17 protein-coding genes are annotated in these 17,480 nt (G+C 57.6%); 4 read left to right on the top strand and 13 right to left on the bottom strand.

The genetic code is table 11. The features are described 5' to 3' along the window. Positions 1–25: 25 nt before the first annotated feature. Positions 26–1,018 (bottom strand): lysophospholipase L2, encoded by a 993-nt coding sequence (pldB, locus tag RS584_RS00995; protein ID WP_015570002.1) that lies wholly within the window; start codon positions 1,016–1,018, stop codon positions 26–28. A gap of 111 nt (positions 1,019–1,129) precedes the next feature. On the opposite strand from pldB, the gene rhtB reads away from it, so the two are divergent. After that, positions 1,130–1,750: a homoserine/homoserine lactone efflux protein gene (gene rhtB / locus RS584_RS00990; protein WP_006812363.1), complete on the top strand. Its 621-nt coding sequence runs from the start codon at positions 1,130–1,132 to the stop codon at positions 1,748–1,750. Here rhtB and rhtC read toward each other — a convergent pair. The 3 genes from rhtC to pldA form a co-directional block, all read right to left on the bottom strand. After that, a complete protein-coding gene (rhtC, locus tag RS584_RS00985) occupies positions 1,747–2,367 on the bottom strand; it encodes a threonine export protein RhtC (RefSeq protein WP_006179256.1) in 621 nt (206 codons plus the stop codon). The two genes, rhtB and rhtC, sit on opposite strands and share 4 nt — an antisense overlap. A gap of 61 nt (positions 2,368–2,428) precedes the next feature. Next, positions 2,429–4,258 (bottom strand): ATP-dependent DNA helicase RecQ, encoded by a 1,830-nt coding sequence (recQ, locus tag RS584_RS00980; protein WP_017383584.1) that lies wholly within the window; start codon positions 4,256–4,258, stop codon positions 2,429–2,431. A gap of 90 nt (positions 4,259–4,348) precedes the next feature. Next, positions 4,349–5,218 carry a phospholipase A gene (gene pldA / locus RS584_RS00975; protein ID WP_003860803.1) on the bottom strand — a complete coding sequence of 290 codons (870 nt, stop codon included), beginning with the start codon at positions 5,216–5,218 and terminating at the stop codon, positions 4,349–4,351. Between the two features lie 160 nt (positions 5,219–5,378). Here pldA and yigI point away from each other — a divergent pair, with 160 nt between their 5' ends. Together yigI and rarD are read left to right on the top strand one after the other, a co-directional pair. Beyond that, complete coding sequence (yigI, locus tag RS584_RS00970) at positions 5,379–5,846, top strand: acyl-CoA thioesterase YigI (protein ID WP_006812366.1); 468 nt, start codon at positions 5,379–5,381, stop codon at positions 5,844–5,846. Positions 5,847–5,897: 51 nt separating this feature from the next. Beyond that, a complete protein-coding gene (gene rarD / locus RS584_RS00965; protein WP_017694744.1) occupies positions 5,898–6,794 on the top strand; it encodes an EamA family transporter RarD in 897 nt (298 codons plus the stop codon). Between the two features lie 374 nt (positions 6,795–7,168). Here the strand turns inward: rarD and corA are convergent, their stop codons facing one another. The 8 genes from corA to lptM all read right to left on the bottom strand — a co-directional run bounded on the left by corA (position 7,169) and on the right by lptM (position 14,100). Continuing rightward, positions 7,169–8,119: a magnesium/cobalt transporter CorA gene (corA, locus tag RS584_RS00960; RefSeq protein WP_003860807.1), complete on the bottom strand. Its 951-nt coding sequence runs from the start codon at positions 8,117–8,119 to the stop codon at positions 7,169–7,171. A gap of 150 nt (positions 8,120–8,269) precedes the next feature. Then, positions 8,270–8,326 carry a YsgD/CorL family protein gene (gene ysgD / locus RS584_RS00955; RefSeq protein ID WP_212743980.1) on the bottom strand — a complete coding sequence of 19 codons (57 nt, stop codon included), beginning with the start codon at positions 8,324–8,326 and terminating at the stop codon, positions 8,270–8,272. A gap of 149 nt (positions 8,327–8,475) precedes the next feature. After that, positions 8,476–10,638 carry a DNA helicase II gene (uvrD, locus tag RS584_RS00950; protein WP_017383586.1) on the bottom strand — a complete coding sequence of 721 codons (2,163 nt, stop codon included), beginning with the start codon at positions 10,636–10,638 and terminating at the stop codon, positions 8,476–8,478. A 79-nt stretch (positions 10,639–10,717) separates the two neighbouring features. After that, a complete protein-coding gene (gene yigB, locus RS584_RS00945; RefSeq protein WP_315748791.1) occupies positions 10,718–11,434 on the bottom strand; it encodes a 5-amino-6-(5-phospho-D-ribitylamino)uracil phosphatase YigB in 717 nt (238 codons plus the stop codon). Then, a complete protein-coding gene (gene xerC, locus RS584_RS00940) occupies positions 11,434–12,336 on the bottom strand; it encodes a tyrosine recombinase XerC (RefSeq protein ID WP_193041791.1) in 903 nt (300 codons plus the stop codon). The genes yigB and xerC overlap by 1 nt, the downstream gene beginning before the upstream one ends. Then, complete coding sequence (locus tag RS584_RS00935; RefSeq protein WP_023295731.1) at positions 12,333–13,040, bottom strand: DUF484 domain-containing protein; 708 nt, start codon at positions 13,038–13,040, stop codon at positions 12,333–12,335. Before RS584_RS00935 ends, xerC begins: the two co-directional genes overlap by 4 nt. After that, the gene (gene dapF, locus RS584_RS00930) at positions 13,037–13,861 is read right to left on the bottom strand and encodes a diaminopimelate epimerase (protein WP_017383590.1); all 825 of its coding nucleotides are present in this window, start codon (positions 13,859–13,861) and stop codon (positions 13,037–13,039) included. Before dapF ends, RS584_RS00935 begins: the two co-directional genes overlap by 4 nt. Positions 13,862–13,896: 35 nt before the next feature. Next, a complete protein-coding gene (gene lptM / locus RS584_RS00925) occupies positions 13,897–14,100 on the bottom strand; it encodes an LPS translocon maturation chaperone LptM (protein ID WP_003860815.1) in 204 nt (67 codons plus the stop codon). A 135-nt stretch (positions 14,101–14,235) separates the two neighbouring features. On the opposite strand from lptM, the gene cyaY reads away from it, so the two are divergent. Then, the gene (gene cyaY / locus RS584_RS00920; protein ID WP_003860816.1) at positions 14,236–14,556 is read left to right on the top strand and encodes an iron donor protein CyaY; all 321 of its coding nucleotides are present in this window, start codon (positions 14,236–14,238) and stop codon (positions 14,554–14,556) included. 279 nt (positions 14,557–14,835) lie between these two features. Here the strand turns inward: cyaY and cyaA are convergent, their stop codons facing one another. Continuing rightward, the gene (cyaA, locus tag RS584_RS00915; RefSeq protein ID WP_017383591.1) at positions 14,836–17,379 is read right to left on the bottom strand and encodes a class I adenylate cyclase; all 2,544 of its coding nucleotides are present in this window, start codon (positions 17,377–17,379) and stop codon (positions 14,836–14,838) included. Positions 17,380–17,480: the final 101 nt, after the last annotated feature.

Genomic DNA, 17,480 nt, shown 5'->3' with positions numbered 1-17,480 from the left:
TTCAACCTCTGGTGGAAAACAATAATCAGTTATGCCTGTTGAAAAATTCAACAATGGCGTTGAGCGCGACTGAGCGCATAGCGTCCTTTTCAAAAAGGATCTCATGGTACGCACCGTTGATGACCAGCGGTTTACCCCCTTCGCAGGGATGGCCCGCAGCGGCGCGAAGTTCACAATAGCGGTCATGCATGCGGTTATCCACCACACGCTCTTCTTCCGCCTGGATCAGGAGCGTCGGCGTGTCATCATCGCCTACGCCCGCCAGCACTTGCTCACCGGCATGAATACCTTCCCGCACCCAGTGCCAGGTGGGGCCGCCGACCCGCAGACGCGGTTCATCGGCATAAAAACGCAGGTTGCGGCGATAACGCTGCCGACTGTGGGTTAACACGTTAATGGCAAACGGCAATGCCCGCCAGCGTCCTGTTCCGATGGCATAGCCCTCACGAATGCGCTGATGGCCCTCAGCCCAGTCGAGAAGATGGCGCACCATCCAGTCAGGAAAACGTATCACAATGCCGTACATCGGCGCGGTCAGCGCAATGGCGTCACACTGGTGCTTATGGCGCTGCAAAAATAGCGTCGAGATCGCCCCCCCCATGGAGTGGGCAAGAATATAACGCTTGCGCCACGGTCCGGGCTGCACTTCCTGCTGCCAGAACGCGGCCAGATCGTCGACGTAATCGCTGAAGTTATCCACGTGGCCGCGATGGGTATCCGGCAACATCCTGCCAGAAAGCCCCTGCCCGCGATGGTCGATAATTAACACATCAAAACCCAGATGGAACAGGTCATACGCCAGCTCGGCATATTTGATATAGCTTTCGATGCGCCCGGGGCAGACCACAATCACCCGGTCATTTTTTTCATCACGGAAACGAACGAAGCGTACCGGGATTTCCCCGACGCCCATAAACTCATCTTCCTCACGCTGGCGCCAGAAATCGGTCAGCGGCCCCATGGAGAAAGCAGCAAATGCGTTTTCTCGTGTTTCCCAGTCCTTTTTCTGCTGAAACATTGGGTTTCCACCCCCCGTAATTCAGGGAATATCGTTTTTTTCGTCACCGGTCACAAAATGACTCAACAATAGCGTATTGTGGCATAAAAACAGACGATCCGGGAGTTTCAAATGACCTTCGAGTGGTGGTTCGCCTACCTGCTGACATCCATTATCCTCAGCCTTTCGCCTGGCTCTGGCGCAATCAATACCATGACCACCTCCATCAACCACGGCTATCGCGGCGCGGCAGCGTCCATTGCCGGTTTGCAGACCGGGCTTGGCATTCATATTGTGCTGGTGGGGATTGGTCTGGGCACGCTGTTCTCCCGTTCGGTGCTGGCCTTCGAGGTGCTGAAATGGGCTGGCGCAGCGTATCTTATCTGGCTGGGTATTCAGCAGTGGCGCGCCGCAGGCTCGATTGATCTGCATACGCTCTCCCGGACGCAAACACGCGGCCACCTGTTTAAACGCGCGGTGTTCGTTAACCTGACCAACCCGAAAAGCATCGTGTTCCTCGCCGCCCTGTTCCCGCAGTTTATCGTGCCGCATCAGCCACAGGTGATGCAGTACGTGGTGCTGGGCGCGACCACCATTATTGTCGATATCATTGTGATGATTGGTTACGCGACGCTGGCACAGCGAATTGCGGCGTGGATCAAAGGGCCTAAGCAGATGAAGGCCCTGAATAAAGTCTTTGGCTCGCTGTTTATGTTGGTTGGCGCGCTGCTTGCGTCAGCGCGTCATGCCTAGCGAGAGATGATGAGATGGATGCCGAAGCCGGCGAATAGCGCGCCGGCAAAGCCATCGATCCACTTCGCGATGCGCTGGTAGCCGCGACGCATCGCCGGTAAGGCGAACAGGCTTGCCACCACGGTGAACCACGCAAACGTCTCAACGACGATCAGCAGGAAGATCCCCCAGCGCGCGCCCGCACCGACGTTATCACCCACAAACAGCGAGAACACGGAGCCGAAATAGATAATCGCTTTCGGGTTCGCCAGGTTGGTCAGCAGCCCTTTCACAAAGCTGCGCCCGCCCGTTGCCAGCTCCACCTTTGGCTCTTCCGGCTTTTTCTCTTCTTTTTTCAGCGCGCCGCGCAGCATCTGGTAGCCCATCCAGCACAGGTACAGCCCGCCGCCGACCATAATGATGTTATGCAGCCAGGCCATTTTCGCCAGGATCAGGTTCAGACCGAGCAGCGCAACCGCCGCCCAGACCATGACGCCCATGGTAATACCGAGCACACCCATCATTGCCTCTTTGCGGGAGCGGCTGACGGCCGTTTGTGACACGAAGAAAAAGTCAGGGCCAGGGCTCATCAGCGCAACGATGTGCACTAACGCCACGGTGAGAAATAGCATTAACATAATTAGCTCGCGGGAAAATAATACAGTGAGTCACCATCCTGGCACTTTTTAGCCCGGCTGACTACTCCTCGTCATCACCATCAGCGTGGGAACGGATGAGCGCCATAAACTCTTTACCGAAGCGCTCCAGCTTGCGCGTGCCGACGCCGTTGACGCTAAGCATCTCGCTGGCGCTGAGCGGCATTTGCTCGGCCATCTCGATAAGCGTCGCGTCGTTGAACACCACGTATGGCGGGATGTTCTCTTCATCCGCAATGGCTTTACGCAGCTTACGCAGCTTGGCGAACAGCTTGCGATCGTAGTTACCGCCGTAGGATTTTTGCATCACGCGCGGCTTCAGGGCGACGACGCGCGGAACGGCGAGCTTCAGTTCAACCTCGCCACGCAGGACCGGTCGCGCCGCTTCGGTCAGCTGAAGCGCAGAGTGCTGGGCAATGTTCTGCGTGGCAAAGCCGAGATGAATCAGCTGGCGGATGATACTCACCCAGTGCTCGTGGCTCTGGTCTTTACCGATGCCATAAACCGGCAGCTTGTCGTGACCCATATCGCGGATACGCTGGTTGTTAGCCCCGCGCAGCACTTCGACGACGTAGCCCATCCCGAAGCGCTGGTTCACGCGTCCGATAGTCGAGAGCGCTTTGCGCGCGTCCATCAGGCCATCGTACTGCTTCGGCGGGTCGAGGCAGATATCGCAGTTGCCGCACGGTGCCTGACGCCCTTCACCAAAGTAGTTGAGCAGCACCAGACGGCGGCAGGTTTGCGCTTCGGCGAAGGCCCCCATCGCGTTAAGCTTGTGCCGTTCGATATCCTGCAACTGCCCCTGCGGTTTCTCCTCGAGACAGCGGCGCAGCCACGCCATATCCGCCGGATCGTAAAACAGCATCGCTTCCGCAGGCAGGCCGTCACGCCCGGCGCGGCCGGTTTCCTGATAGTAGGATTCGATATTGCGCGGAATGTCGAAATGCACCACAAAGCGCACGTTGGGCTTGTTGATCCCCATCCCGAACGCCACCGTTGCGACCACGATTTGCAGGTCGTCGCGCTGGAATTTCTCCTGCACGTCGGCGCGGATATGGTTCTCAAGCCCGGCGTGATAGGCCGCGGCGCTAAAGCCACGGTTTTGCAGACGCGCGGCGGTGTCTTCCACCTTCGCACGGCTGTTGCAGTAGATGATGCCGGACTTTCCGCGCTGCTCCTGCACGTAGCGCAGGAGCTGGTCCAGCGGCTTGAACTTCTCCATCAGCATATAGCGGATGTTTGGACGGTCGAAGCTGCTGACCTGAATATACGGGTCGTTCAGCCCCAGCAGGCGAACGATGTCCTGACGCGTGGTGTCATCCGCCGTGGCGGTAAGCGCCATAAACGGCAGTTCGGGGAAGCGCTGACGAAGCTGGCCAAGAGCGGCGTATTCCGGGCGGAAATCGTGCCCCCACTGGGAGATACAGTGCGCTTCATCCACTGCCAGCAGCACCGGATTCCAGTGCGCCAGATGATCGAGGAAGTTGTCCAGCATCAGGCGCTCTGGCGCGATATACAGCAGGCGGATCTGCCCGGTGCGGCACCCGGCCATTACCTCTTGCTGTTGCTCGCGGGTCTGCGTCGAGTTCAGGCAGGCCGCCGCCACGCCGTTGGCAAGCAGCTGGTCGACCTGGTCTTTCATCAGGGAAATAAGGGGCGATACCACGACCGTCAGGCCATTAAGCACCAGCGCGGGCACCTGATAGCAGAGCGATTTACCGCCGCCGGTCGGCATGACCACAAGGCAGTCGCGGCCTTCCAGCACGGTTTCAATGATGGTTTCCTGGCCAGGGCGGAACTGCTGGTAGCCAAAGGTTTCCTGCAAAACCTGTTTAGCCAGCGACTCCTGATTTAATACTTCCGCCTGCGCCACGTTAACCCCATATGCCAGAAATGAAACAGGCGCTATTTTCAGCGCCTGAGAGAGAAACTTCAACGTTTAACGCAAAAACATTCGAGCGACCTAGAAAATATCGTTCAGCATGACGCCCACACCGACGCGGGTCTGGTTGAAGTTGTAGTCGATCAGCGATTCGCCATACCCGCTATACACCTGAGTATAGAGACGAACGTGTTTCGTTACCGGGTAGCTCAGGCCCAGCTCTGCGCCGCCGTAGCCAGTATTCCAGTTGTACTGGCCTTTGGCGCTCAGCACCGCGTCACCCAGCTGATAGCCCACTTTAAGCTGATAGTAGCCCATATATTTGGTGATATCCGGATTGTCATCGGTGCTGCCCACCACGTACCACGGCTTCACTTCCACCATGAAATTGCCGTTCTGCGCCATCAGACGCGTATAGATGCGGTTCCAGCTGCGTGAGGTTGGGTCGGAACGACCGTTGGAATCGTGGTTATAGCCCACCTCCACGTCTCGCAGCGTCCAGCCTGCAAACTCATAATCGGTGGCGAAACCGAGGAACAGCTGCGGTTCATAGTTGGTTTCGCGGAACGGTGAAGATTCCCCGCTGTTGGAGAGCTGCCACCATGACTTCTGCGTGTAAGACGCGCCAAGCACCGAGTTCGGCCCCAGGATGCCGCGCCAGAACGGGAAGGCGAGGCTGAGCTGGAACTTCACCTCATCTTTACGCGCATTATCAGACCAGTTATAGGAGCTTATCGCCTCTTTGTTGAGATCGCTGGTCTGGGTGTAGATCACGTAGTTTGTATCATAAGGGTACAGCGTGAACGGATTGTCATGCTCCTGAAGCATATTGGCGATGATGCTGCCCTTAACGGCAGGTTTATCATGCACCTCTTTGATCGTCGCTTCCTGCGCATATGCTGTGAGGGGCAGCGCAACCGCCGCCAGTAACCAACCCAGATACGTCCGCATCGGTGGTGTTCTCCTGAAATGGTGACATTTAATGAATAGTTTTGTCCGGGCATTCTACAGACTTCTGCGATAACTTCCGCTTCCTCGTTTCTTAAAGTGGCATTCCTTTATCCCGAAGCATAAAATCAACATTTTGTTAACAACAAGGATGCCACGTCAGATGTCAGCCACACTCACCGCCGAAGAAACCTTAAAGCTCGTGGGCGAGATTTTTGTGTACCACATGCCGTTCAACCGTGCACTGGGTCTTGAGCTGGAGCGATACGAAAAAGACTTCGCTCAGCTGAGTTTCAATAATCAGCCAATGATGGTCGGTAACTGGGCGCAAAGCATTTTGCATGGCGGGGTCATTGCCTCCGCGCTGGACGTGGCGGCCGGTCTGGTGTGCGTGGGCAGCACGCTGACGCGCCATGACACCATCAACGAAGATGAATTACGCCAGCGCCTGTCGCGCATGGGCACCATCGATTTACGCGTCGACTATCTGCGTCCGGGACGCGGAAACCGCTTCACCTGCACCAGCAGCCTGCTGCGCGCCGGGAATAAAGTTGCCGTCGCCCGCGTTGAGCTGCATAACGAGGAGCAGGTTTATATCGCCAGCGCAACCGCCACTTATATGGTGGGTTGAGACGGCAAATTCGGGTAAAATTACTTCACTTTTTTGTAACGGATTTTCCCGATGGATGCTAAACAGACGCGGCAGGGCGTTTTACTCGCCCTTGCCGCTTATTTTATTTGGGGTATCGCACCGGCGTACTTCAAACTTATCGCCTATGTCCCGGCGGACGAGATCCTCACTCACCGCGTCATCTGGTCCTTTTTCTTCATGATTGCGCTGATGAGTATCAGCCGTCAGTGGTCAGGCGTCAAAACGCTGCTGAAAACCCCGAAGAAGGTCTTCCTGCTCGCTCTCTCTGCGGTGCTGATTGGCGGAAACTGGCTGCTGTTTATCTGGGCGGTGAATAACCATCACATGCTCGAAGCCAGCCTGGGCTACTTTATTAACCCGCTGGTCAATATTTTGCTGGGGATGATTTTCCTTGGTGAGCGCTTTCGCCGGATGCAGTGGGTGGCGGTGATTCTGGCCTTCTGCGGCGTGCTGGTACAGCTGTGGACCTTCGGCTCACTGCCGGTTATCGCCCTAGGGCTGGCGTTCAGCTTTGCCTTCTACGGCCTGGTGCGTAAAAAAATTGCCGTGGAAGCGCAGACGGGAATGCTATTTGAAACCCTGTGGCTGCTGCCTGTCGCCGCGATCTACCTGTTCGGTATTGCCGACAGCGCCACCAGCCACATGGGCAGCAACCCATGGTCGCTGAACCTGATGCTGATGGCCGCAGGCGTGGTCACAACGATCCCACTGCTGTGCTTTACCGGCGCGGCAACGCGTCTGCGCCTCTCCACGCTGGGCTTCTTCCAGTACATTGGCCCCACGCTGATGTTCCTGCTGGCGGTGGTGTTTTACGGCGAGGTGCCGGGTGCGGATAAGATGGTGACGTTCGCCTTTATCTGGGTGGCGCTGGCCATCTTTGTTGCGGATGCGATTTATACCCAGCGCAGGGTGCGCAAAGGGCTGTGATGTTGCCCTCACCCTAACCCTCTCCCACAGGGGAGAGGGTTCCCCAGTAATTTGAAAGCAAAAGCGATAACGTTGCCTCAGAATAACTGAGGGCTTTACAGGGATGTTACCTCCGCCCGTCCCCGATAAGCCGGAAGGAATAAGCCGAAGGCACCGCGAAGCGGCGATTTACCGCCGGAAGCCCGGGTCGCCAGGGGGGTGGCGACTGAGCCACCCTGGCACGTTCACCGGTCATGTCGTGACAGAGTAGCAAGGAACATAAAGTGAACGGAATGACCACCAGAGCCGTATGTTCCCCCTCACCCCAGCCCTCTCCCATAGGGAGAGGGAATTCGATCGTAGGGCGGGTAAGCGCAGCGCCACCCGCCAGATTTTTACAGCCAGTTCTTCCGCTTGAAGTACAGATACGGCGCCAGCCCGGCGAGGATCATAAAGATAATCGCCCCCGGGTAGCCAAAGCTCCACTTCAGCTCCGGCATAAACTCGAAGTTCATCCCGTAGCTGGACGCCACCAGCGTCGGCGGCAGGAACACCACGGACACCACCGAGAAGATCTTGATGATGCGGTTCTGCTCAATGTTGATAAAGCCCATCGCCGCCTGCATCAGGAAGTTGACCTTCTGGAACAGGGATTCGTTGTGCGGCAGCAGGGATTCGATATCGCGTAAGATCTCACGCGCCTGCTCCAGCTGACCGCCCGGCAGACGCGCCTTGCGCACCAGGAAGTTCAGCGCGCGCTGGGTATCCATCAGACACAAACGCACCTTCCAGCCGATATCTTCCAGCTCAGCCAGCGTGGACAACGCTTCGTCGTACTCATCGCCCTGATGGCCTTCCATGATCACGCGGCTCAGCTTTTCCAGGTCGCTGTAGATGTTTTCGATTTCATCCGCCAGCTGTTCGATTTTGGTTTCGAACAGATCCAGCAGCAGCTCATAGGCGTTGCCGTCCATCATCGCCTGGCTGCGGGCACGCATACGGTAGAGACGAAACGCAGGCAGTTCGCGCTCGCGCAGGGTGAACAGGCGGCCATCGCGGATGGTAAACGCCACGGTGGAGTTCCCCGCGTGGTCTTCGGCATCTTCGAAAAAGAAGAAGGAGTGAATGTGCAGGCCGTCTTCGTCTTCAAAAAAACGGGCGGATGCTTCGATGTCTTCCAGTTCCGGGCGTGTCGCCAGGCTTTGCCCCAGTTCAGATTGTACGCGAAGGCGCTCATCGTCGTCCGGCTCGACCAGATCCACCCATACGGCATCAATGAGGGGCTGTGACTCTTCGGCTTCAAGCCGAGTCAGTCGGTTATTTTCGAGTTGAAATGCGCTCAACATGACCGGGACTCCCAATGCAAAAAATATCGGACAGTTCGGTGGGCACACAGAAACAAATTGGGTTTCAGACCATTAAACAGCCTGACTCAGCGCGACGGGAATGATGCAGTCGCTGACAACCACTAAGGCCATCAGCAAGAGGAGATAGCCTTAGGAGTTGTTCCTGGATGACAGGGAATTGAGCCAGTATCTACTGGGTGTGTCCAAGGCGAATGTCCTCTTAGCGTAATCGTGCGCGCATGTTACGCCAGCAATAACTGTGGCGTCAACACGCAACGGAACGCTGAAGGGCATTAATTGACCTTCAACGTATAAGGCTAGCAGATTATTACAAAATAGTGATATTTTTCTGAAAGTTACACACTTTCCAGCTTAGCATAGGCTGCCACCAGCCATTTAATCCCCTGCCCCTGGAACGCTACCTGCAAACGGCTATGCTCGCCGCTGCCTTCCAGGTTGACGATGGTGCCTTCGCCAAACTTCGAGTGACGCACGCGCTGGCCCAGCTTGTAACCGGTGTCGGTTTCAGAGATCGGCGAGCCCATACGCTGATGGCTGACCGGACGGCTGATGCTGGCGCGCAGGCGCACCTCTTCCACGCACTCTTCCGGCAGCTCGCCGATAAAGCGCGACGGACGGTGATACACCTCTTTCCCGTACAGGCGGCGGGTTTCCGCGTAGGTCAGGGTCAGTTTCTGCATCGCACGGGTCACGCCCACGTAGGCCAGACGACGCTCCTCTTCCAGACGCCCGCCTTCATCCAGCGACATCTGGCTCGGGAACATCCCCTCTTCCATCCCGACGATGAACACCTGCGGGAACTCCAGACCCTTCGCGGAGTGCAGGGTCATCAGCTGAACCGCATCCTGCCAGGTATCGGCCTGCCCTTCACCCGCCTCCAGCGCGGCGTGAGAGAGGAATGCCTGCAGCGGCATAAGGTCTTCATCTTCTTCGTTGTAGCTGAACTGGCGCGTTGCCGTCACCAGTTCCTCTAAGTTCTCAATACGGGTCTGGCCCTTCTCGCCTTTTTCCTGCTCGTACATGGTGCGCAGGCCGGAATCTTTGATCACCCGGTCAGTCTGGACGTGCAGCGGCATGTCGGCCGTTTCCTGCGCCAGCGCGTCGATTAACTCCAGGAAGCGCTGCAATGCGCTGGCGGCGCGCCCGGCGAGGGCTTTTTCCTGTAACAGCTCGCGGCACGCCTGCCACAACGTGAGCTGACGATCGCGCGAGGCCTGACGCACCACGTCCAGCGTACGATCGCCGATGCCGCGCGTCGGCGTGTTCACCACGCGCTCAAACGCCGCATCGTCGTTACGGTTGGCAATCAGACGCAAATACGAGAGCGCATCTTTGATCTCCTGACGTTCGAAGAAGCGCATACCGCCATAAATGCGGTACGGCATGCTCACCTGCAACAGCGCCTCTTCCAGCACGCGCGACTGGGCGTTGCTGCGATAGAGAATGGCACACTGCTCCAGCGCGCCGCCGTTCTCCTGCCAGGTTTTAATGCGGTTCACCACGAAGCGGGCTTCGTCGAGCTCGTTGAAGGCGCAGTAAATCGAAATCGGTTCGCCGTCGACGCCATCGGTCCACAGCTTTTTACCCAGGCGCCCGTTGTTGTTCTCAATCAGGGCGTTGGCCGCGCTCAGAATGTTGCTGGTAGAACGGTAGTTCTGCTCCAGACGGATGGTTTGCGCGCCGGGGAAATCGTTGAGGAAGCGCTGGATGTTCTCCACCTGCGCGCCGCGCCAGCCGTAGATAGACTGATCGTCATCGCCTACGATCATCACCTTGCCGGTATCCCCGGCCAGCAGGCGGATCCAGGCGTACTGGATGTTGTTGGTATCCTGGAATTCGTCCACCAGGATGTTGGTAAAGCGTTCACGGTAGTGTTGCAGGATATGCGGTTTGTTCAGCCACAGCTCGTGGGCGCGCAGCAGCAGCTCGGCGAAATCCACCAGACCGGCGCGATCGCACGCTTCCTGATAGGCCTTGTAGACGTTCTGCCAGGTCTGCTCGACCGGGTTACCGAAGCTCTGGATATGATGTGGACGCAGCCCTTCGTCTTTCTGACCGTTGATGTACCACATCGCCTGACGCGGCGGCCACTGCTTCTCATCGAGGTTCATCGCCTTGATAAGACGCTTCAGCAAACGGAGCTGGTCTTCGCTGTCGAGGATCTGGAAATCCTGCGGCAGGTTAGCGTCCATATGGTGCGCGCGCAGCAGACGGTGCGCCAGGCCGTGGAAGGTGCCAACCCACATGCCGCCCTGGCTGGTGCCCATCAGCTGCGCGATACGGTGGCGCATCTCCGCCGCCGCCTTGTTGGTGAACGTCACGGCCATAATCGAGTACGGCGAGCAGTTCTCCACGCTCTGTAGCCAGGCGATACGGTGAACCAGCACGCGCGTCTTACCACTGCCCGCTCCAGCCAGTACCAGCAGGTTTGTACGCGAGGCGGCAACCGCGTCACGCTGTTTATCATTAAGGCTGTCGAGCAGGTAAGAAACGTCCATTGGCACCGTCACGTCATGTCGGGCAGGCAAATGTTTCCATTCGCCAAAACCCTGTTAATTTATACAGAACAATTGATGATTATATCAGCGTCGTGAGGGATGCCAACCGTGAAATTTCCACGTGCGGCAGAAGACGGCTATCCGGAGTAGTCATCAGATCGGCATTTTCCGGCTTGATCCAGCAGGCCTGCATGCCGCAGCGGATCGCCCCGGCCACATCCGTGGTCAGGTCATCGCCCACGTGCAGGATCTCGCCGAGCGGCAAATCCAGTTTTTCCGCTGCCAGATGATACATATCGTTGAACGGCTTCGAGCGTCCGTGCGGGCCCGCGCGCAGCACGAACTGAAAATAGTTCCCCAGACCAAACAGTTCAGGCTGAGCGTTGCCGTTGGTGAGGGCCACCAGCGGCCACTTTTCGGCGAGCTTCGCCAGCGTGTCGTGGGTCTCCTGCGGCACGTCGATCCGACTGCGCCATTTGGCGAAGTTTTCCATGGCCGCTTCGGCACCCGTGGCCGCGTCCTGCGCGCTCAGGCCGGCATTGAGCATCGCCTGCTCAACCGCACGGCGGCGCCATTCGGTCACGTCATGGTAAATTTCCGGCTCGGTTTCCCGCAGGGACTGACGCAGCTTCTGGAAGTCTTTGTTCTGCATCGTTTTCAGCGCAGGATGGTAGTTCTGCACAAACGCCAGCGACTCCTGCTCGGTACGCAGGATCACCGGACGATTGTCGTAAAGGGTGTCATCAAGATCAAACGTCAGGGCTGAGATCTGACCGAGTGGGCGGTAAAAACGCATTATTTCCCCCGTTTGGCGCGTGGATGCGCCGCGTCATACACCGAGGCAAGGTGTTGGAAGTCTAAGTGGGTATAGATTTGGGTGGTCGACAGATTCGCATGACCAAGCAGCTCCTGTACGCCGCGCAGGTCGCCGCTTGATTCCAGCATGTGCGTCGCAAAAGAGTGGCGCAGCTTGTGGGGGTGAACGTGGCTGTTCAGCCCCTGCTTAATGCCCCACTCCGCAAAGCGCTTCTGCACGTTACGCGCCGAGATCCGCTTGCCGAGTTTCGACAGGAACAGCGCATCTTCGTCGGCGCCAAACAGTCCGCGAAGGTCCAGCCAGTGCTCAATCCAGGAGACCGCATTGCGGCCGATCGGCAGGCGGCGCTCTTTGCTGCCCTTGCCCATTACCCACACCTCGCCGGACTCCAGATCGAGGTGCTTTAAGTCGAGGTTCACCAGCTCAGAGAGACGCAGGCCCGCGCCGTACATCACCTCCAGCATCGCGCGGTCGCGCACGGCCAGCGGATCGTTAAGATCGATATCCAGCAGGCGGTTTACGTCGTCGACGTCGATATTTTTCGGCAGATGACGCGGGGCTTTCGGCGTGGCGATCCCTTTCGCCGGGTTGGCTTTCAGACCGCCCTGACTGACCAGCCAGTCGAAGAAACTGCGCAGGGCAGAGAGCCGGAGCGCCAGGCTCGCCGGGCTGAGATTTTTTTTACGGCTACGCACGACGAACCCGCGTACCGTGGCGGCGTCACATTGTTGCCAGCTTTTCAGGCCGATTTCATCGGCAAGCTGCATGATGGCATCAAGCTGACGCTGATAGTTGAGCAGCGTAATAGGGCTGAGCTGGCGTTCTACGCCCAGATAGCGCAGAAAGCGGTTGACGTCATTAGCGAGCAGTCCGTCCGTCATACGCGCTCAATCCAGCGCTCCAGCAGCTCAGGCAGCATCAGGGCGATCTCCTGCAACAGTTGCGTGCCCTGCCCCTGTTCATAATGATGCGCGTCGCGGCTGGTAAATAACATCACGCCCAGGTCACCATCGCGCCCCATCAGCGACATCGCCACCGAGCCGATAGCTTTGGCTTCCGGCAGCACCACCAGCAGCTCGGGCCCGTTTAGCGGCCCCAGATAGTGGTGCTCGTGGCCCAGACGCTGAATGCGCAGCGGCTCAAACGCCTGACGGCTCAGCGCCAGATGGGTAAACCCGGACGGCGCGCCAATGCGCCAGCGGTCAGGGAAGAGACGGATCGTCGCGCCTGCCAGCCCCAGCTCGCGCGCCCAGCGGTGGAAGCGGTTGAGGAACTCTTCGAGACTGTGCGCGGAAGCCAGACGTGCCTGAAGGTGCAGAAGACGGTAGAACAGGCTTTCGTTATTGCTGGCCTGCTCCATCAGCAGCGTCATGTTCTCTTCGAGCTGATTGATGTGGTTGCGCGAGCGCGCCATGTGCCATTCAACCAGCGACACGGTCTCGCGAACCGGATGCGGCACGCGCATCCGTTCGACGACGCGTGCATTGCGGATAAAAAACTCAGGATTGTGCAGCAGATAATCCACAACAGCGCTGTCGTCCAGCTCCGTTACAGGTTCTCGCAGTTCTTCCCCTGGTTGCTTCATAGATGGATAAACCCGTCATAAACATGTGTCGCCGGGCCAGTCATGTACAGTGGATGACCCGCTCCTTTCCAGGCGATATCAAGACGTCCGCCCGGTAATTCCACGCGAACCTCTTCTGCCAGTAACCCCTGTGAGATACCGACGGCCACCGCCGCACAGGCACCGCTTCCGCAGGCCTGGGTTTCGCCCGCGCCGCGCTCGTAAACCCGCAGGCGAATGTGTTCACGCTTCACCACCTGCATGAAACCGATGTTCGCCCGCTCCGGGAAGCGCTCGTGGCTTTCCAGCACCGGGCCGAGCGTTTCAACCGCCGCGGTTTGCACATCATCCACCTGAATCACGCAGTGCGGGTTACCCATCGAGACGACGCCGCACAATACTGTCTGCTCGGCGGCACGCATAATATAGGTCTTTTCCGCTTTGTTGGCGCGAAACGGCACGGCAGAGGGGTCGAAGTTCGGCTCGCCCATGTTCACGCGCACCAGTTCGTCGTCGGTAACACTGAGCACCATCCGGCCGTTGGCGGTGCTGACGCGGATATCGCGCTTGTTGGTCAGCCCTTTCAGCCGAACAAAGCGGGCAAAACAGCGCGCGCCGTTGCCGCACTGGGAAACTTCGCTGCCGTCGGCGTTAAAAATGCGGTAGTGAAAGTCCAGGTCAGGATCGTAAGGCGGCTCCACCACCAGCAGTTGGTCAAACCCCACGCCCACGTGTCGATCCGCCAGACGACGGATCAATTCCGGGGAGAAAAAGACATTCTGCGTTACCGCGTCGACGACCATAAAGTCGTTGCCAAGGCCATGCATTTTAGAGAACTGCATCATTTGCTCCATTGCGCGGGTACAGAACGTAATTGTCAGAGATTGACCTGAGTCGGGCCGCCGTTATTGCCGCGATCGTTGGTATCCGGCGTAGATGACTCAATACCACTTTGCACCGGTTTTGTCGGCGGTGGTGCGTTTTTATCCTCTGGCGGGAAGTACAGTGGTCCCTTCAGTCCACAGCCGGTCAGGCTAAACAGAGTGACAAGAACGACAAGCGTTCGGAAGACGTTTTTCATGTAGAGGTTGCCCGTAAGTTCAAATCTGTTTCTATCATCGCAGGAGAAGACACAAAAGCAAGAGTTTGCCGCTTTCCTGCAACGGGAATTATTTAGCGTTATACTGCCGCCATCACGAAAAACAGGAATAAAACCATGAACGACAGTGAATTTCATCGCCTTGCCGATACCCTGTGGATGACCATCGAAGAGCGTATCGACGACTGGGACGGCGACAGCGATATCGATTGTGAAATCAACGGCGGGATCCTGACCTTAAGCTTCGAAAACGGCAGCAAGATTATTATTAACCGTCAGGAGCCGCTTCACCAGGTGTGGCTGGCGGCGAAACAGGGCGGCTATCACTTTGATCTGAAAGGTGACGAGTGGGTCTGCGATCGCAGCGGCGAAACGTTCTGGGATCTGCTGGAGCAGGCGGCGACGGCGCAGGCGGGCGAGGACGTAAGTTTCAGATAGTTGCGTTGCCGGGTGACGGCTACGCCTTACCGGGCCTACAACGGCTCGAACCGTAGGCCGGGTAAGCGATAGCGCCACCCGGCAACAGCGACTCGGACCGTAGGCCGGGTAAGCGTCAGCGCCACCCGGCAACAGCGGCTCAAACCGTAGGCCGGGTAAGCGTTAGCGCCACCCGGCAACAGCGGCTCAAACCGTAAGCCGGGTAAGCGTCAGCGCCACCCGGCAACAGCGACTCGGACCGTAGGCCGGGTAAGCGTTAGCGCCACCCGGCGAAAAGCCTCAGGAAAAATACTGCTGCAACAGCGGCGCAGTTTCCTGGTTAGCGGGCGCCGCAGGGGTAATCGCCTGCGTACGGAACGGGATCACCTGCGCTCGCCCATCCACATTCACAATCTGGTAGAACTGCGGCAGGTTGAAGTTGATAAAGCTTGAGCCGTAGGTAAAGCGATCGTGCGAGGACGAATAGAAGCGGCTGACGTCGCGCACCAGCTCCTCTTTGCTGCCTTCGCAGTGGTGATACACCTCGGCACGGTTGGTTTCATCCAGAATGTAGATGTTAAACCCGGCGTTATCGCCCGACTCTTCGAAGAAGAACTGAATAATCCCTTCACTCGCAAAGCCATCCACCACCTGCGGCAGCTTAACGTGATTGGTTTCCACCTGAACCGACAGGCCATGCAGTTTGTTGTGTGAAATCGCGCCGTAGAATTCAATGGCGTTCTCCAGCTTCTGCACCGACACGTTCAGGCGCTCAAAGAACAGCCCCCAGGTCTGGCCGGAGACGCGCAGCGCTTTAAAGCGCCCGGTTTCCTGTCGGGTGCTGGAGAGACGCAGTTCGATGCACTCAGACACCAGCTGCTGAACGCGGGTACGAATCAGGCCGCGCAGGTGCTGGCTGTAGCAGAACACCTCCACGCTGTCCGGCGGCGCGGCGTCCTGGTGCATCTTGCCGAGGATCGTTTTCAGCGCCTCGATCATCGCCTGCTCGCCGTTAAAGTGCAGGGTACGCACTTCGTTCCACGAGTTGCGGTACAGCAGATCCACGCTGCCCACCAGGCAGTTTTGCTGCTCGCCAAAGCTAAAGACGTCCAGCTTGCGGAAGTCAAAGTGAACCACCTGATTGCGGAAGGCCGCCGTCGGGTCGTATTCCAGGTTGACGATGATCGCCAGATGGCGAATCTCACACGGGCTGTAGAGCGCTTTTGGCGTCGGCGCAGGCAGACGCAGCGGGAAGTGGTGCGAGACATCCGCCACCATCTCCTGCAACTTGGCTAAATCGACCACCTCGTTGCCTTTGATAAACAACCGGGTACGTGAGGTGAGAAGGCCGTTAAACCAGGCCCAGGCCACCAGCTTGTTCAGGTAGCGGTTATATTCCAGCGGCTGATGGCTGATGATCGAATCCATGCTTGGCGCACGGTTGTACAGATACCACCCGGTGCGGTTCGCGCGGCCCGGCGGCACGTAGATAAAGGTCAGATTCGGTTCAGACAGGTCAGGCGAAATCTGTGGGTTAACCAGCGTTACCTTGCCCGGCAACGCTTCAAACGCGGCGTACAGTTTACGGGTCAGCACCCCGATATCCTGTGGGCTGGCAGAAACGCTAAGGTTGTTACGGCGGGCAAAGCGGATCAGGTTGCGGTAGCTCTGCATCATCGCATCAAGCAGTTCGTTGTGCGCCTCACGCACCTGATCGATCTTCCAGTTGGCGCGGTTGTCGAGCATGGCGAGACGCTCTTCGTCCCATCCCCACTCTTTGACTAACTGGCTGACGACTTCACGACGCCAGCCCACGCAGGCGCGTTCGCGGCTCAGTTTTTCACAGACTTTGAGATAGAAACATCGACGCACCAGGTCAAGACGCGTGGCGTCCTCAATAGCTGTCAGGTATTCGGTGACGCGCTCCAGCATCATGCAGTAGGCATCAAGCCCGTAGGAGACGATCTCCCCGTCGTGCAGACGCTGTTTAATATCTTTCGCCAGCAGGCGCGGCGTGGGGTATTCCCAGGAGTAGGCTTCCAGCAGCAGGGTTTTCAGCACCGCTTTGTACGGTGAATCAATGCTCTTATAGAGCTGCCAGAGGCTTGCGCCAAAGTACTCTTCGGCGGACAGGGAGCTCAGGCCGCCCAGATCCAGCCACTCGTTTGGCGTCAGAACGCCCTGCGAGTAAAGCGACATGACGTAGTCGTCATAATTCTCTTCTTCATCGCACGGCACCATATTCCACAGAATACGTTTCCCGGCCAGGCGAACGGCAGTACGGTAAAACTCATCCAGCAACAGGATGTGCTGAGTCGAGCCGCAGTCTTCACCACCCAGACTGCCGCTTTCGTTATGGCGGAAACGGTTTTCATCAATCAGGAAGAAGCTCACTTCCACGCCGAGCGACGCCGCCCAGCTCTCCAGCAGGCTGCATTTACGCTGCAACAGCTGGCGCTCTTCATTGTCGAGCCAGGACTGATGGCAGACCCAGATATCCAGGTCAGAAGAGCAACTTTGCCCAACCGATGACGTGCTGCCCATGGAGTAAACCCCGGTAATCGGCAGCTCGCCTTTCGGCGAATCCTGCGGCGGCATACCACGGTAGAGTTCAAGTTCAGTCAGGTAATGCTGTTGGGTTTCATCAGGCGTGAAGAGGCAAATGCCCTGGGGAACGTTACCATCAAGGTAACCCGGCATCAGCGGATGGTGATAGTGCAACAATGTTGGCAGTAGACTGTATACCTGCTGGAAAGCAGGGCCCATGGCAGCAAGCGCGCGATCCACACGCAATTGATTGATGGCATCCAGTCTCTGTTTCAGAGTCTCAATATAGAGGTACAAGACGTATCGCCTGATGTTTCCGGGTGTCGCACGCCAGTCAGAACACAAAAAGCAGCGGACCCGCAGTATTTCAAAAAATAACCGTTACCCTTTTTTCGCCT

Origin of the sequence: Enterobacter sp. DTU_2021_1002640_1_SI_PRY_ASU_LCPMC_013 (assembly GCF_032389435.1) — a bacterium.
GTDB classification, from domain to species: domain Bacteria; phylum Pseudomonadota; class Gammaproteobacteria; order Enterobacterales; family Enterobacteriaceae; genus Enterobacter; species Enterobacter hormaechei_C.
The sequence above is the reverse complement of the archived record's forward strand: the minus strand, read 5'-3'. Positions and strand labels throughout refer to the sequence as shown.

Bases quoted from the DNA above. Each gene is read 5' to 3' on its own strand.
- dapF (WP_017383590.1), bottom strand. From the start codon at position 13,861: ATGCAGTTCTCTAAAATGCATGGCCTTGGCAACGACTTTATGGTCGTC.
- yigB (WP_315748791.1), bottom strand. From the start codon at position 11,434: ATGCGTTTTTACCGCCCACTCGGTCAGATCTCAGCCCTGACGTTTGAT.
- lptM (WP_003860815.1), bottom strand. From the start codon at position 14,100: ATGAAAAACGTCTTCCGAACGCTTGTCGTTCTTGTCACTCTGTTTAGC.
- yigI (WP_006812366.1), top strand. From the start codon at position 5,379: ATGTCAGCCACACTCACCGCCGAAGAAACCTTAAAGCTCGTGGGCGAG.
- rarD (WP_017694744.1), top strand. From the start codon at position 5,898: ATGGATGCTAAACAGACGCGGCAGGGCGTTTTACTCGCCCTTGCCGCT.
- corA (WP_003860807.1), bottom strand. From the start codon at position 8,119: ATGTTGAGCGCATTTCAACTCGAAAATAACCGACTGACTCGGCTTGAA.
- rhtB (WP_006812363.1), top strand. From the start codon at position 1,130: ATGACCTTCGAGTGGTGGTTCGCCTACCTGCTGACATCCATTATCCTC.
- uvrD (WP_017383586.1), bottom strand. From the start codon at position 10,638: ATGGACGTTTCTTACCTGCTCGACAGCCTTAATGATAAACAGCGTGAC.
- pldB (WP_015570002.1), bottom strand. From the start codon at position 1,018: ATGTTTCAGCAGAAAAAGGACTGGGAAACACGAGAAAACGCATTTGCT.
- pldA (WP_003860803.1), bottom strand. From the start codon at position 5,218: ATGCGGACGTATCTGGGTTGGTTACTGGCGGCGGTTGCGCTGCCCCTC.
- rhtC (WP_006179256.1), bottom strand. From the start codon at position 2,367: ATGTTAATGCTATTTCTCACCGTGGCGTTAGTGCACATCGTTGCGCTG.
- RS584_RS00935 (WP_023295731.1), bottom strand. From the start codon at position 13,040: ATGAAGCAACCAGGGGAAGAACTGCGAGAACCTGTAACGGAGCTGGAC.
- xerC (WP_193041791.1), bottom strand. From the start codon at position 12,336: ATGACGGACGGACTGCTCGCTAATGACGTCAACCGCTTTCTGCGCTAT.
- cyaY (WP_003860816.1), top strand. From the start codon at position 14,236: ATGAACGACAGTGAATTTCATCGCCTTGCCGATACCCTGTGGATGACC.